Consider the following 14,330-nt stretch of genomic DNA (forward strand, 5'->3'; position numbering starts at 1 on the left):
GCGCGGTGCATCTGGGGGCCATCAGGCGACCAGCTGTTGGTTCCGCATGCCGATGATTTTTGCGGATATAATGCACCCTTCGGCTTGCGGTGTCGAAAACACCACTTCGGTGAATTGTTCGGTGCGCCCCATTGAGGGGTTTTCCATCAAGATTGCATGGGTTTTACCATATTGGGCTTTGAGATGCGCCGCAACTTTTTGCGAACCAAGCGCGCGCAATTTGGCGGCGCGGTGTTTTATATCTGGGCCTTTCACTGCCGGCATTTTCGCCGCTGGCGTGCCCTCTCGGCTGGAATAAGGGAAAACATGCAGCCAGGTTAAATCACATTCTTCCACCAGTTTCAGCGAGTTGGCAAAATGCGCTTCGGTTTCGGTTGGAAAACCCGCAATGATATCTGCGCCAAATGTGATATTGGGGCGCAGTTTGCGCGCCGTTTCGCAAAATGCGATGGCATCATCGCGCAGATGGCGCCGCTTCATGCGCTTTAAAATCAAATCATCGCCATGTTGCAGGCTAAGATGCAAATGCGGCATTAAGCGCGATTCAGTGGCGATCGCAGTCAGCAGATTTTCATCCACTTCAATGCTGTCAATGCTGCTGATCCGCAACCGTGGCAAATCGGGAACAAGCTTTAAGATGCGCATCACCAGATCGCCCAGTTTTGGGGCGCTGGGTAAATCGGCCCCCCAGCTCGTGAGATCAACGCCGGTTAAAACAACTTCATTATAGCCTTTATCCACCAACCGCTTGATTTGTTCGATCACCACGCCGGCGGGTACGGATCGCGAATTGCCGCGCCCAAAGGGAATGATACAAAACGTGCAGCGGTGATCACAGCCGTTTTGAACCTGTACATAAGCCCTTGCCCGTGTGGCAAAGCCATCAATCAAATGACCCGCGGTTTCGGTCACCGACATGATATCGTCGACTTTGACTTTTTCGGTATCCCCGATCAGATCCCCGACCATAGCCGACCATGTCGCCGCCTGCATTTTTTCATTATTGCCGATCACGGCGTTTACTTCGGGCATCTGTGCAAAGCTGTCTGGATCAATTTGCGCCGCGCATCCGGTCACGATCACTTTTGAGGCCGGATTTTCACGCCGCAACCGCCGTATTTCCTGGCGCGATTTGCGAACTGCCTCAGCAGTGACCGCGCAGGTATTCACAATCACCGCATCTCCCAAGCTGGCGTGTTCGGCCAAGGCGCGCATTGCTTCTGATTCATAGGCATTTAACCGGCAACCCAATGTGGTGATTTTTGGCGCTTGGCTCATTGCAGGCTGTCCAGAAATTGAGTGGTTAAATGACCTGAAAAGACATGCATGGTCGGCCCCGTTAGCCAGACCCCATCTTCACGCCAATCGATCTGTAAGCTGCCCCCATCCACGTCAATTTTAACGCTGCGTCCCGTCAAGCCGCGGCGCGCGGCCGCCACGGCTGTGGCGCAAGACGAAGAGCCAGAGGCAAGCGTGACCCCGACGCCGCGTTCCCAGACGCGCATTCGGATGTGATCTTTGCCAATCACCTGCGCAAATTGTACATTCGTGCGTTCGGGGAAAAGGGGATGATGTTCGATCGGTGCTGCATCCGCTTCTAGGTTGATTGCGGCGATATCCTCGACAAAAAAGGTACAATGCGGATTACCCATACCTGTTGCGCTTGGGTCTCCTTTGATTGGCAAAACAAGCGTGTCCATCGCTTCGGAAAGCGGAATATCCTGCCACGCGAGCAGCGGCTGCCCCATATTTATCGAGACAAAACCATCGGATGATTTTTCCGCGCGCAAGGCGCCGCGATCCGTTGTGAGATGCAAGCTGGATTTTTCGAGCTCATCCATCAAATATCGCGCGATGCAGCGGGTTGCATTGCCGCAGGCTGCCGAAACCGAGCCATCAGCGTTGAAAAACCGTAAATGGGCATCGCCAGTGCCGCTTTCTATGACGGCGAGCTGGTCAAAGCCTACGCCACGATGACGGTCGGCCAAACCGGTAATCAATGTGGCAGGCAAATCTAAAGCGGCCTTGCGCCAATCCAGGATCACAAAGTCATTTCCAAGACCGTGCATTTTTAAAAACGGCCAGTTAGGGGTCAGCGATTTGTTCATGAGCGAGGATATATCTCGCTCAGAGCAATGAATCCATAGATTGCGAGTTTTTCTTTGTTTTCGGGGTTGACCACACCGCGCGGTGTTTTTAAGTAAGCCGCTTAGTGGGCCGTTAGCTCAGTTGGTAGAGCAACTGACTTTTAATCAGTAGGTCGATGGTTCGAACCCATCACGGCTCACCAATAAAAACAAGGGTTTAGTGGGAATTTTACTGGATACAATATTGTTTCGGGTTCCATATGGGTTCCAAAAACATACCCGTTTGCAAGTAGGTCCGACTTTAATAGGAAGGTTAAGACGATCCAAAGCATACACCTAATTTCGAATTAAAGTCTTGTTTAGTTTCGTAGCTATGGCGCAGCGTCTGATATGCAGATATTTGACCGCTGAAAAGTAGGGGTTACTCCACCTAATCCTTACAGTTGAGCCTCAGGCCCCCGCGTCTCGGACCACGGGCCTTAAGTGTTAGCGTTGTAAATTCATTGGAGCGGGATTTTGTTGGGGGAGGGTACAGCTATGTTAACGCCTCAATTTCAAGCGAAACCGCGCCGCCGCTCTTAGTGAGTGGCGCCAAATATTAGCGCATAGATTCAGGCTGCGCTAGCAATCTGATGCGAGTTCTCATTCGTCTGGCAGCACCCATGGGACCGTTGGTTTGGGATATTCCATGATGGCAGCGACGAAGGTACGAAAGAAACGCGAAGCCGGAAGAAGGATATGTATTCCGGTGTTTAACGCGACGTAGTGAGCCTCCCCATTTGAACTGGTCCACCACTATGTTTAGGAAACGGAGGACTGAGAAATGGAGCTGGAATCTCTAAGGTTGTATTTCCGACGCTAAGAGACTATATCAGATGAACGAAAGTTGTTGTTCTCTGCAGCATAGGCCCAACAGCCTGCCAAAGCGGATCACAATCCTTTACCATGAAAATTGAGCAGTCAGGTCCTGTAGCAGGGATCTGATGTTTGGGAAGGTCGCCGATGTTAGCGCGCACGACAACTTCAGTTGTGACATTTCTTCATCCGTTTGTGGTCGCGGGATACACCGATGAACTGCCCGCGGGCGAATATGAAGTGTTGGCAGATGACGAAGTCATGTAAAGCTACAGTTTTGCGGCGTATCGATGGACCGCGACGTTTCTATTGATCAATTGGCACGCAGGAAAGTCAGAGCTGCGCGCAGTTGATCAGCGTGACCTGGAGTTGGTACTGGCGCAGGATTAGGCCAACACAAACACTAACGTAGTCAAAAATAGTGCGGCGGCGCTTTCTCCGTCAGAGGATCAAAAATGACATTTCCAGAATGGACAAAACCCGGTGTTTACGGCGCCTTGGTTGGCGCAGTTACTGTCTCTATTTTTGGCTTCACCTGGGGCGGCTGGACAACTGTAGGCAGTGCAGACGAGATGGCCCGAAGCTTTGCTGCTGACGAAGTTACATTGGCGATGGTGCCCGTTTGCCTAAATCTGTCAGAGGCTGATACGGAACGCACTACAAAACTGGCAGCACTTCAAGAAGCTTCAAGCTTTCAGCAGCGCAAAGCCATGATGGAAACTGGCTGGGCTACTTTGCCGGGCACTGATACCCCAAGCCGGGATCTGGCAGACGCGTGTCTTGCGAGGCTTGAGTTGGATGGATCGTAAATCACAGTTAACGGAGCCGCGACCCCCGCAATCTAATATTGCACATATCGCAACGGACATACCAACGATCATGGCCCCAGTTATTGGGTCGATTATTGCAATCCTGCTGTTAGCCCTACCAGCATTTGCCCAAACCGCCGCTCAGCCAATGCCTGAGAACGCCAGTGCCAAAAGTTACGGTGACGGTTGGGAATGTAATATTGGATTCCGGCTGAACGAAAATGACTGCGTCGCTGTGATTGTGCCGCAAAACGCATACGAAACGAACCGGTCCTACGGTTCCGGATGGGAATGTCTGCATGGGTTTCGCAGTATTGATAAAACTGCATGTGTTGCAGTAGATGTGCCTGAATATGGATATTTGGACCCGTCAGGCGAACGGTGGCGTTGTTTGCGCGGCTTCATCAAGGTTGATGACACGTGTCAGGAGATCATCCTGCCAGCGAATGCATACTTGGCAGATGCCTCATATGGCTCGACGTGGACGTGCGAACGTGGGTTCGAAGTAACTGGCGACCTGTGTACTGCCATTGCGGTTCCGGCCAACGCCTATCTGAATGGGTCAGGATACGGTCAGCCGTGGACATGCGAGCGTGGCTTCCTTGAAAACAACGGTCTGTGCGAAGCCGTCGTGATGCCTGCAAATGCATTTTTCGACGACGCAACCTACGGCACAGGGTGGAAATGTGCTCGTGGATACGCCGCGTCTGGCGAGACATGCGACTTGATCGACGTTCCCGAATACGCGCATCTGGACAGGTCAGGTAACCGTTGGGAGTGCAATAAGAACTTCCAAAAATCAAAGGGGCTGTGCGTGCTTAACGACTAGGCGCAAAGCACGGCAACACAGACTTCAAAATGCGCAGGTTGGGACAGTTCTGTCCTCCGTGTTGACCCAAAAAGGAAACTACAATGGTAACCAAATTTGAAACTGTCGACACCATCCGTCGTCCCATCAGAGGCGCGCAAGCGTCAGCAACGACCCACAGCGAACTCAAACATGTGGCTTCAATCACGCGGGCCACAGCGCCACCATCGGCAGTCGTCTATTGCGAAGGGAACTTTGCGCAAATCGATGGCAAGACTGCGAATGGCCTTGTGCGCCATTCAGAGGCGTATCGCATCCTTTCTGTAATCGACAGCACCTATGGCGGACAAGACAGCGGATCCGTTCTCGACGATGTGATGAACCACATACCGATCTTTGGTCATCTGGATGCCGCAGTTGCCCATGAATCCGTCATTCCTGATACGTTGATCTATGGGATGGCCCCCGCAACGGGGCGGCTTTCACCTGCGGATCGAGGCGTTGTTCTAGATGCGATTGCGCTTGGCATGAACATCGTGAGCGGGCTGCATGAGTATCTGAGCGACGACCATGAGATAGCCACTGCCGGATCCGAACGGAATGTCACGATACGGGACATCCGCAAGCCGAAACCCAGCAAAGACATGCGCCTGTTCGATGGCAGTGTCAGTAATGTCAAAGCTCTTCGAATTGCAGTTCTCGGCACGGATTGCGCCATTGGAAAGCGGACCACGGCAACCGTTTTGGCGCGCGCGCTGAATGCAAAGGGCATCAAGACGGTGCTTGTTTGTACCGGTCAAACAGGTCTAATGCAGGGTGCGAAATACGGTATAGCAATGGATGCCGTACCGCCCCAGTTTTGCTGTGGCGAACTCGAAGGCGCGATTGTTGCAGCTTCTGAAGTTGAACAACCCGATGTTATTTTAATCGAAGGTCAAGGCGCACTGAGCCATCCCGCATTCTGCGCATCCGCTTTTATCCTGCGCGGTAGCCAGCCAGACGCTGTCATCCTTCAATACGCCCCTAAACGCGCCCATCGCTGCGACTTTCCCAATATGCCAATGCCTTCCCCGGCTAGTGAGATCGCCCTGATCGAATCCTTTGCTGATACAAAGGTCATCTGTATCACGCTCAATCACGAGGGGATGTCTGAGGCCGAAATCACCGACACCATCGCAGCACAATCACAGCAACTCGGAGTTCCTGTGACGGATGCATTGGCCCGACCGGCTGCACATTTGCTTGCGATGGTGGTGGCTGCATACCCCAGTTTGACGCAAGTGCCTTCGATGGCCGCGACATGAGCTGCCCACGCATCGAAGTGGATCTACGCAAGATACGTCGCAACACGCAAACCGTCACTCGGCGTTTAGGTCCGCGTGGAATCGGCGTCACCGGCGTCACCAAGGCTGTCTGCGGGCATCCTGCAATCGGCCAAGCCATGCTCGACGGTGGCGCCTTGGGGCTTGCGGATGCCCGTATCAATAATGTGCAGAGGCTACGCCAAGCAGGCATTGCATGCTCGGTCACACTGATCCGGACGCCAATGTTAAGTCAAGCCGATGAGGTGGTTGGATGCTATGAAGTGAGCTATAACACAGAGATCGCTGTCATTGCGGCCTTGGCGTCTGCCGCCATCCGCAAAGATAAGGTTCACGGTATCATACTGATGGTCGAGCTGGGCGATCAGCGCGAAGGTATTTTACCCGAGAACGTGGCCGAAATTGCGCAGCAGGTCATGATAATGCAAGGGGTAGCGTTGAAAGGCATAGGCGCAAACTTTGCCTGTTTGAGCGGGATCGCCCCCACTGCGTCTCAAATGGCCTCTCTTTGCGACCTCGCGAACGAAGTTGAGGGTGTGTGTGGTCCATTCATGAAAATTGTGTCCGGTGGCAACTCAGCAAACTTACCGTGGGCGCTTGGAGAACGAAACACTGGCCGCATCAACGACCTAAGACTGGGGGAGGCAATACTTCTGGGCATTGAACCGGTGTCTGGCGACCAGATTGACGGAATGCACACGGACGCCTTCACGCTTGTTGCTGAAGTTATTGAAACAGATGCAAAACCTGCACCTTTCCGCATTGCGCCCATCAGTGGCGTCACCACGCGCCTTATCCTCGCAATAGGGCATCAGGACACAGACATTTTGGGGCTTTCAATGCCTGTAGGACACACATTGATCGGTGCAACCAGCGATCATCTGGTCATCGGGACGAACCAATCCGTGCTGAAGTTGGGATCCGAAGTGAGGTTTCAGATGGACTACAAAGCTTTGATGCATGCGATGGCCGCACCAGACATCGAAGTAAACCTGCTCCATGATCAGCCCACAACACAATCGCGACAAATCCAGAGCAAGTCCGAACACCTTATGCTGGTTTGAAAACCTCCGCCTAGACGAACCAATCTCAAATCACAAAAAGGGAAACTGATAAATGGCGAAGCTCACAAAAAAGAATGTATTTAAAGCGTATGATGCTAAACCAGAGAACAAAATGGACAAGACAACGCGTGTTGCCAGGAGGATGGTGGATGAAGATGCGGAAGAACGACAAGCTAAAATTACCCGACTTCGCAACGCCCGCCTCGAAAGAGAAGCAGATACACCACCAGAAACCAAAACTACATTAGTGCGCAAAACGCGTTGATCTTGTGCCGCTCCCCAATTTCCTTATCGCCATCGATTCCGCTCAGGATAAATCCATGACAAATTCAGAGCAAACTGCAGAAAAAATTCACTATATCTGCCAGACATATATTGAAACGAAGGCTGGGCGCAATGGGCAGGCAGGTCTCAAAATTGCCAAGCAATTTGAATACTCCACAGCCTCGGAGGCACAAAACAGAGCCGAACGGGAAGCTCTATCAGAGGATTGCGCGGGAGCCGACGCCTACATGGTCATTGAGGACCCAAACAGCGGAGAAGTTGGATCGCCAAGTTTCCTTATAAGACTTGGCACTGTTCCGGAATTTGACGAATTCTAGAAATCTGAAAATAGCTAGGATTTGCCCGAAGTCCGCGTTCCACGATCCAGATAGTTTGGACCAGACAAGAGGTGATTGGGTACTGTCAGACAAAACGAGCTTGAGCCGTGCAGGGCGGTTTCGTAGCCTCGCCGTATGACAAAACACTCCCCATTCAGGTACTTTAAAACGAGCCCAGAGATCATCCGCTTGGCTGTGATTTCTAATCGCCATCAGGCATAAGCCCCGCATCAACCAGCTGGTTTTCAATCCGCTTTAGCTCGCCTATAACCCGACGCCCGACTGCTGCCGCATGACGCTGGGCTGCTAGCTTGGGCTTCGTCTGCCGTCCGTGCTTGATATTCGCCTCTGAGATGCGCTTTAGGCCCTCCTGAGTCCGAGCGCCTGTTGATAGGCCCCCATGGAGTCTGCAACGGCCATTGTGCTTGTAAGCGTGTCCAGCCCCCTAAATTCGCCCATTGATTTTTGGTTTCTCTAATAGGGTTTCTGGGGCGGGTAGGCGCATGTTTAATGCGTGATTAGGTCTGATCTGGTTGTATTGCCTGAGCCAAACATTGATAGCGACCTGGGCTTGTCGTGTGGTGTGGAATCATTCTGCGTTGAGGACTTCTTTTCGCAAGGTGCCGTTAAAGCGCTCGTTGTATCATGTGTCGGGAAAACCGTGTCCCACACTGTTTTCTAACCCCTCATCATTCCCAAGGGCTGCCCGGATAGATTTGCATTGGTTTGATGCCGATCCTCTTCAGCCAGTCCTGTAGATGCGTGGCAATGAACTCGGGTCCGTTGTCAGAGCGAATAAACTCTGGCTTACCATGTTTAATCAGCAGCGGGTGCAATGTCTCCAAAACGTCGTTCGCATTCATTTTGGACCGCACTGCCACGCAGAGCGCTTCACGGGTATATTCATCTAGAACCGTGAACATTTTATAGCTGTGCCCATTGCTAAGCTTATCGTGCACAAAGTCGATCGCCCAAATATGATTGGGATGTGTGGGCCGCAGCCTGATGATGGAGCTGTCTTTATGATAAAGCCGTTTGCGCTTCTTGTGCCGGCGCGGCAGCTGCAAACCTTCTTCGTTCCATAAGCGCTCGACCTTCTTGTGGTTAACACGCCAGCCTTCCATGCGCAGCAGGGCTGTGACTTTCCTATAACCATACCACCCATATTGCTTGGCCAGCCGGTTCATCGCCAAGCGAAGTTCGTTGTCATCTACTGGTTTGGCTTGATAGCGCAGACTTGAGCGGGCTACATCCAGAACAGCGCAAGCACGCCGCTCGCCCTCAACGCTCCGTTCAAAAGCACCATCAAAACCACCAACTATCTAGACAGCGCCCAAAAGTAGCATTCTCTTATTCGGAACAACCAAAATTGGTGGCACTGAAAAATTGGTATCGTCGGTAGAAGGCCCAAAAAGACGATCGTGCCATCAAGCAAGCCTCTGCGATTGGGTGGATACCTGCCTTGGTGAAAAGAATTCTAAGTCTGAGCAAGATAATAGACTGGCCTCGCAAATAGACTGGCCGATTGCCTGAAAATTAATCGAAATTCGTAACGCGCGGTAAAACTATTTATCTATGTCTTCTTTATGCTAGATTATAGGCGTGGTTCCATCATACTGCTAACTCGATCTGAGGAGATATTCTATGGGCGATGTTAAAAGAAAGTTTGCAACTATTCTTGCAACAGATTGCGTGGGCTTCAGCAAACATATGCTGGAAGATGAACAGGCAACCTTTGAAAGCTTAAACGCCTGCCGCGAAATCATTGACTCGCTTATCGAACAGCATGGTGGCCGAATTTTTCATACTGCGGGGGATTCCGTGCTTGCCGAATTTGAAAGCCCAATTGAAACCGTGAACTGCGCTATCAAATTCCAAGAAGCCATCCAAGAGCGCAATGAAACAATTTCAGATGAAGATCCACGGCGAAAATTACTTTGGAGAATTGGGATTCACTCAGATGACGTGATCTTCGAGAAAGACAATGTATACGGAAATGGCGTCAATATTGCGGCGCGCCTGGAAGCCCAATGCGTGCCGGGTCAAATTCTTGTTTCCAGGGCGATTAATGAGCAGGTTGCCTCTAGAATCGAAGCGATTTCGCAGGCGGCCGGAACCAAAAAACTGAAAAATATCTCAAGCGAATTTGAGGTTTTTACCATTTCCACTGATAAAACAAATAATCTTGAAAGCGCTGACATCTCTGAAGAACAAGAAGAAACAGACCGCTCACAAAAGCCAACGCTATCTATCCTGCCCTTTAAAAATCTGAATGAAAACGAAGACAGCTCTTTTTTGATCGATGGCGTCTATGAAGACATCCTGACCGAGCTTTCTATGGTAAGGCAACTTTCTATTGTTTCACGCCAATCAAGCGTGAACTTTGCAGATAGCGATAAGGAACTAGATGATTTCATCGCTCAGTTTAAAGTCAATTACCTCATCCAAGGCTCGATTAGATCATCCGGCTCAAAGGTACGCGTAACGGTTTCACTCTTAGAGGCTGACACCAAAGAAATCGTTTGGAGCAAGCGGTTTGACCGAAATTTAGACGATATATTCGAAGTTCAGGATGAGATCGTTCGCAGCGTGACACAGGCGATTTTGGGCGAAATTGAGCTGGCCAGCTTGAACCGAGCAAAACGTAAACCCACCCAAAATATGAGCTCTTATGAATTTCTTCTAAGGGGAAAAGAAGGGCATCATGCGATCGACAAGGAGGCCAATGCGCATGCGCTTGAAATGTTCGATAAAGCCATCGAAGCAGACCCTGCTAACGCACAAGCTTATGCATGGAAGGCGTGCACTATGGGGCAAGCCTTGGGCCGTGGATGGATAGAGAAATCGCTTGAAGAGGTTATGCCTGAATTTAATAAATTGATGGATCACGCCGTCAAAGCAGATCCCAATGATTTCGAGCTTCACAGGCTTTTATGCGGTATAAGCACCATGACAGGAAAATTTAAAGCGGCCGTTGAACATGGGAAAAAAGCCTATGATATGGTGCCGAATGATCCAAGAATTTTGCAACAATATGGCGAAATTCTATTGAAAACGGGCAAAACCAAACAGGGCTGTGATTTAACATTGCTCGCGTTGGAATATGATCCGGTGGCGCAGGGCCAAACCAATAGTGATAAGCGCAAAAGCGATGCTGTTTTTGGGTGCTTGATGGATGATCGGGTTGAACTGGGGTTAGAGCTGGCGGAAGAAATTGAGGCTTGTTCGGAAAATATACTTCTGTTTGCTGCGGCGCTCTCAGTTGCAAAACATGGCTCTTTGGAACCATGTCCTTGGCTGATCAAGGATCTGAAAACCTGCAATTTTGAAGGGCTGGAAGCAGCGATTGAAGAGATGGGTAGATATGACGTGGTGGTTCAAAGCACGTTACGAGAGGTATTTCTGGATCACGTCGCAAAGCTGCAACCCAAATTGCAATTGGTAAGCTGATATTACACCGTCAGGATCTAAATTTGCGCCTGATGATTTTGGATTATGCTCACAAAGCTCCAAGCCTAATGGTTTTGGTTTTAATGCGTGTTACCCTCAGATTTAAATATCGCGTGGCAGTTGCGCGCAGGGTTCGCTTACCGCCATGCAAGTATCGGGGCCGCATCAATACAGCGCGTGGACACGCTGTCAGAGGCGAATTCTTAGGATACCGTTCTACCTGAAACGGCCGCCAAATAGCCGCTTTCATATCCAAAAGGCCGCCATTTCATCAAACCCGTTTCAAAGAGGTTTATTTAAGGGGTGTGGCACCTGTTTCAGTGCGCCAAAACAACCCATCTTTTTTCAGCGTCACCAACATAACCGCTTCTTTATCGCCATTTTCAAAGTCATTGAATTGGTGGATCACGCAAATATCATCATTCTCATATAGACAGCGCCTGTTTGTAACGCTCTCATTTCTCATGACAGCGGACATCATCTCAGGCGTCATATCAGATTTTTTCATAACCTTCCCGTTGGAATGAAATTTGAATTGATAATCCTCATGAAGCAATGCGATCCAGGCTGCAGCGTCATTCTTATTCCAAGCCTCTTCCCATTTTTCAAAAAGTGCCATTTCATTTCCTTTTCAAATTTCAAAACCACTCTAGGCATACCCGCCTGTATTTAAATCTCTGATTGCTCAATCGAGGATTATATGATTGTCAAAAAGCGTTCGCTCTATACATCATAACGCGTGCGGCGCATTGCGCGGTAGCGCGTATTTGCCCCATGACAGCATCATATTAAGCCATGAGAACCTAGCGTTAAGTCGCCTTCTACATCGAAAACAACATCCACAAAAAACGGGTTTTTGGGCGTGTACCAACACGGCTCTAGCCTTCGTTTAATAACGTAAGTTCTACGCGCGCGTTCCACAGTTGAACGCAACCCTCGCAGGATATGCTGACTTTGCGCCGGGCACGATACGCGGGATGTTTGCGACATCCCTCTGATAAAATCTCTAACAATTCAATCTTGCGCTTATCTCGCTCATTCAACATTTTCTTGTCCTCGCGGTTAAAATTCGGCTTCAGCTTAGAGGTTGGGGATTATTGGCTGGGTTTGAATCTATTACGTTAATTTCTATAAGATGCATCGCCTCACCAAGATTTTTCAAAGATTTCTCCACCTCGCCTGCATGGGCTTTCGAATATACTTGCTCATTCCCAAGATAAAACGCGAAAGATTTGAGATGTTTGGCTTTCTTCTCAGGATTTTCGATCGTAGCTTTGGTCCAATCATAGAGGTGATATTGCGCAATATCATTGCGTTCCGCTTCTTCGCAATATTCCCGAAACGCATCAAACGTGCAGACCAGTTGCATTCCGTTCTGCTCGGCAATTTTGAGCACCGCCTGCGACAAAGCCATCGCCCGCGCACCGCGCAGATCGGCCGACAGTACCTCAGAGGTTTTGATCCGGATTTGATACAACCATTCAGACATTTCGGTTCCTTTTCTTTTGCACTCAGATGCGGCGCGCTCACGCCGGATCATAAGAGGCGTATATCAGCAGCGCCAGACATTTGCGGGATAAACAATCGCACCCATTTGGATCCACAACGCTTCACCGATATTTAAATTCACCCCCAAATATATTTTATCAGAGATAGCGTTAAACGCCGACTCTGAGGTATTTTTTGTATAAAATTTGTTAAGGGCAGCTTTAATGAATAAGAACACCCAGTCAGAAAAAGAATGGATATAGAACAAAAACTATTTTTGTTCTTGTATTGTTCTATTTCTTAGTTTAAACAGCTTCATGAGGCGGCGCGGGTTACGGCAGTGATGGTGTAAGACAATCAGCCAACTACGGCCGCCTTCAAATTTTTTGCAAACATTCTGTAAACCCATCATCCAGCTTTATTTTACTGCAATGCGGCCTCAAAAAACCGGTGCGTTGCATAAAACATTTTGCCGTTTCAAATCATAGCCAGCGCGCCGCAAGACGGATGGTTTATTGCCTCACCCTATCACGGTGAACCACGCCTGACCGCGGATCTCTACGACTGTCATCAAACCATTCTAGCAAATGTTCAATCCCATCAAGCGCCTGCAAACGTAAAGGTTCTAAAGCCATCTTGGCTTCTATTGGATCTCTGGTAATGGCGATAAAATCGCGCTCACCGGTTTGAACAACGCTTCTTCAAATACAATCTTCTTCCAAAGGAAAATTTGGAATGTTTTCTAAAAACACACCGCTACAGCCGGTTTTCACCTTAAAGCGCACAACCAACAAAACCTACATTTCATCTTTCAAGCGGCGCGCATTCTCTTCGATATACAGGTCGAACACCACTGGCCCAGATCTGACCTCAAGCAAGCCACCATTTGGAAAACCCACCAATTTATCGCTGAGATTTTCTAAACCACTGAAGCAGACAGGCGCATTTGCCTGGCCATCATGGGCGGCGTCAAAAAATACAATGGTCAAAATCTGATTATCATGCGTGACCAGATTTTGTTGCGAAAACGCGCCCAAAAAAAGGCGCATCGGTAAGGCCCTGCACGATATCTTCCACAAACCCGTCTTAGGGCATATCTTTTGAGATCACTGCAAATTTTCAGCCGTATTATGTAAAGGTTCAATCGCTGCGCGCAGCGGCACCGCTATGCATTGTTCCTGCATAGTTTGAATGCGCGGCGCTTGTAGCTACAGTTCTTGATGCACCTCAATAACGTTTCCCTCCGGATCATGAAAAAAAATCTGGTGCCATTGCTGCGAGAACGTGGTTCCATAATCCGCAAATGGGATCCCATGCGCATCAAGATGCGCCTTAAATGCCGCTATATCATCTGTCCGAAAAGCTATATGACCGTTTTCAACCGGGTTGATATGGCGTTTATTTTTTGCTGCAACGTTTAAGTCTTTTTCGGCCAGATGCATTTGCATACTGCCTTCGGTGACGAATTTAATTTTGCCGTCATACCCGTCGGCTTTCGTCGCCTCAGTTCTTACGAATTGCTGAGCGGGAATGGGCTGCATTTGCAAAATATCTCTATAGAAAAGATCAAGGCCTTCGACATCTTTGGAAACACAATTGATGTGATGAAACTCTATTTTCATAAAGGACCCCTCTTTTTAGAGCGCGCTTTCCGCGTTTTGCTGTGCCGTCTTACCCAATATTTAAGATTATGCGCTTAAGGATAGCGCAAGCCAACGCCCACATCCACAACCTCCTGTAAAAACAGCATAACGAATGAGCTAATGGGATTATTGGCCGAGCAGGCACCTATCCTGCGGGTACAAATTGTTGAAATCCAATCTTTTTGAAATCTAACAATTCTTG

Annotated in this window: 14 protein-coding genes, 1 tRNA gene and 1 pseudogene; 9 read left to right on the forward strand and 7 right to left on the reverse strand. The window is 49.5% G+C overall.

The genetic code is table 11. The features are described 5' to 3' along the window. Nucleotides 1–21: 21 nt before the first annotated feature. Both mtaB and GN241_17590 read right to left on the reverse strand, forming a co-directional pair. The gene (gene mtaB, locus GN241_17585; GenBank protein XAT59013.1) at nt 22–1,278 is read right to left on the reverse strand and encodes a tRNA (N(6)-L-threonylcarbamoyladenosine(37)-C(2))-methylthiotransferase MtaB; all 1,257 of its coding nucleotides are present in this window, start codon (nt 1,276–1,278) and stop codon (nt 22–24) included. Continuing rightward, entirely contained in the window at nt 1,275–2,108 is an 834-nt protein-coding gene (locus GN241_17590) for a diaminopimelate epimerase (protein ID XAT59014.1), read from the reverse strand. Before GN241_17590 ends, mtaB begins: the two co-directional genes overlap by 4 nt. A 106-nt stretch (nt 2,109–2,214) precedes the next feature. On the opposite strand from GN241_17590, the gene GN241_17595 reads away from it, so the two are divergent. The 8 genes and pseudogenes from GN241_17595 to GN241_17630 all read left to right on the forward strand — a co-directional run bounded on the left by GN241_17595 (nt 2,215) and on the right by GN241_17630 (nt 7,547). Continuing rightward, a tRNA-Lys gene (locus tag GN241_17595) sits at nt 2,215–2,290 on the forward strand. A gap of 799 nt (nt 2,291–3,089) precedes the next feature. Then, a pseudogene (locus tag GN241_17600) lies at nt 3,090–3,332 on the forward strand (hypothetical protein). A 65-nt stretch (nt 3,333–3,397) separates the two neighbouring features. Continuing rightward, complete coding sequence (locus GN241_17605; GenBank protein XAT59015.1) at nt 3,398–3,751, forward strand: hypothetical protein; 354 nt, start codon at nt 3,398–3,400, stop codon at nt 3,749–3,751. Between the two features lie 70 nt (nt 3,752–3,821). Continuing rightward, nucleotides 3,822–4,580 carry a hypothetical protein gene (locus GN241_17610; GenBank protein ID XAT59016.1) on the forward strand — a complete coding sequence of 253 codons (759 nt, stop codon included), beginning with the start codon at nt 3,822–3,824 and terminating at the stop codon, nt 4,578–4,580. Between the two features lie 83 nt (nt 4,581–4,663). After that, entirely contained in the window at nt 4,664–5,863 is a 1,200-nt protein-coding gene (locus tag GN241_17615; protein ID XAT59017.1) for a DUF1611 domain-containing protein, read from the forward strand. Next, nucleotides 5,860–6,945 (forward strand): alanine/ornithine racemase family PLP-dependent enzyme, encoded by a 1,086-nt coding sequence (locus GN241_17620; GenBank protein XAT59018.1) that lies wholly within the window; start codon nt 5,860–5,862, stop codon nt 6,943–6,945. The genes GN241_17615 and GN241_17620 overlap by 4 nt, the downstream gene beginning before the upstream one ends. 52 nt (nt 6,946–6,997) lie before the next feature. Next, nucleotides 6,998–7,210: a hypothetical protein gene (locus tag GN241_17625; GenBank protein XAT59019.1), complete on the forward strand. Its 213-nt coding sequence runs from the start codon at nt 6,998–7,000 to the stop codon at nt 7,208–7,210. Between the two features lie 55 nt (nt 7,211–7,265). Then, nucleotides 7,266–7,547, forward strand: a complete 282-nt coding sequence (locus GN241_17630) for a hypothetical protein (GenBank protein ID XAT59020.1) — start codon at nt 7,266–7,268, stop codon at nt 7,545–7,547. Nucleotides 7,548–8,236: 689 nt separating this feature from the next. Here GN241_17630 and GN241_17635 read toward each other — a convergent pair. Then, nucleotides 8,237–8,869, reverse strand: coding sequence for an IS3 family transposase (locus tag GN241_17635; protein ID XAT59021.1), 633 nt, complete (start codon nt 8,867–8,869; stop codon nt 8,237–8,239). Nucleotides 8,870–9,191: 322 nt separating this feature from the next. Here GN241_17635 and GN241_17640 point away from each other — a divergent pair, with 322 nt between their 5' ends. Further along, entirely contained in the window at nt 9,192–10,997 is a 1,806-nt protein-coding gene (locus GN241_17640; protein XAT59022.1) for an adenylate/guanylate cyclase domain-containing protein, read from the forward strand. Between the two features lie 292 nt (nt 10,998–11,289). Here GN241_17640 and GN241_17645 read toward each other — a convergent pair whose 3' ends face one another. The 4 genes from GN241_17645 to GN241_17660 form a co-directional block, all read right to left on the reverse strand. Next, complete coding sequence (locus GN241_17645; protein ID XAT59023.1) at nt 11,290–11,616, reverse strand: DUF4440 domain-containing protein; 327 nt, start codon at nt 11,614–11,616, stop codon at nt 11,290–11,292. A 456-nt stretch (nt 11,617–12,072) separates the two neighbouring features. Further along, nucleotides 12,073–12,486: a hypothetical protein gene (locus GN241_17650; protein ID XAT59024.1), complete on the reverse strand. Its 414-nt coding sequence runs from the start codon at nt 12,484–12,486 to the stop codon at nt 12,073–12,075. A gap of 796 nt (nt 12,487–13,282) precedes the next feature. Next, on the reverse strand, nt 13,283–13,534 hold the full coding sequence (locus GN241_17655) for a hypothetical protein (GenBank protein ID XAT59025.1): 252 nt from the start codon (nt 13,532–13,534) through the stop codon (nt 13,283–13,285). Between the two features lie 159 nt (nt 13,535–13,693). After that, entirely contained in the window at nt 13,694–14,107 is a 414-nt protein-coding gene (locus tag GN241_17660) for a VOC family protein (GenBank protein XAT59026.1), read from the reverse strand. Nucleotides 14,108–14,330 lie beyond the last annotated feature (223 nt).

Source organism: Rhodobacteraceae bacterium IMCC1335, assembly GCA_039640495.1.
Taxonomy (GTDB): domain Bacteria; phylum Pseudomonadota; class Alphaproteobacteria; order Rhodobacterales; family Rhodobacteraceae; genus Thalassovivens.

Coding starts and splice junctions, on each gene's coding strand:
- mtaB (XAT59013.1), bottom strand. CDS start 1,278: ATGAGCCAAGCGCCAAAAATCACCACATTGGGTTGCCGGTTAAATGCC.
- GN241_17590 (XAT59014.1), bottom strand. CDS start 2,108: ATGAACAAATCGCTGACCCCTAACTGGCCGTTTTTAAAAATGCACGGT.
- GN241_17605 (XAT59015.1), top strand. CDS start 3,398: ATGACATTTCCAGAATGGACAAAACCCGGTGTTTACGGCGCCTTGGTT.
- GN241_17610 (XAT59016.1), top strand. CDS start 3,822: ATGGCCCCAGTTATTGGGTCGATTATTGCAATCCTGCTGTTAGCCCTA.
- GN241_17615 (XAT59017.1), top strand. CDS start 4,664: ATGGTAACCAAATTTGAAACTGTCGACACCATCCGTCGTCCCATCAGA.
- GN241_17620 (XAT59018.1), top strand. CDS start 5,860: ATGAGCTGCCCACGCATCGAAGTGGATCTACGCAAGATACGTCGCAAC.
- GN241_17625 (XAT59019.1), top strand. CDS start 6,998: ATGGCGAAGCTCACAAAAAAGAATGTATTTAAAGCGTATGATGCTAAA.
- GN241_17630 (XAT59020.1), top strand. CDS start 7,266: ATGACAAATTCAGAGCAAACTGCAGAAAAAATTCACTATATCTGCCAG.
- GN241_17640 (XAT59022.1), top strand. CDS start 9,192: ATGGGCGATGTTAAAAGAAAGTTTGCAACTATTCTTGCAACAGATTGC.
- GN241_17645 (XAT59023.1), bottom strand. CDS start 11,616: ATGGCACTTTTTGAAAAATGGGAAGAGGCTTGGAATAAGAATGACGCT.
- GN241_17650 (XAT59024.1), bottom strand. CDS start 12,486: ATGTCTGAATGGTTGTATCAAATCCGGATCAAAACCTCTGAGGTACTG.
- GN241_17655 (XAT59025.1), bottom strand. CDS start 13,534: ATGCGCCTTTTTTTGGGCGCGTTTTCGCAACAAAATCTGGTCACGCAT.
- GN241_17660 (XAT59026.1), bottom strand. CDS start 14,107: ATGAAAATAGAGTTTCATCACATCAATTGTGTTTCCAAAGATGTCGAA.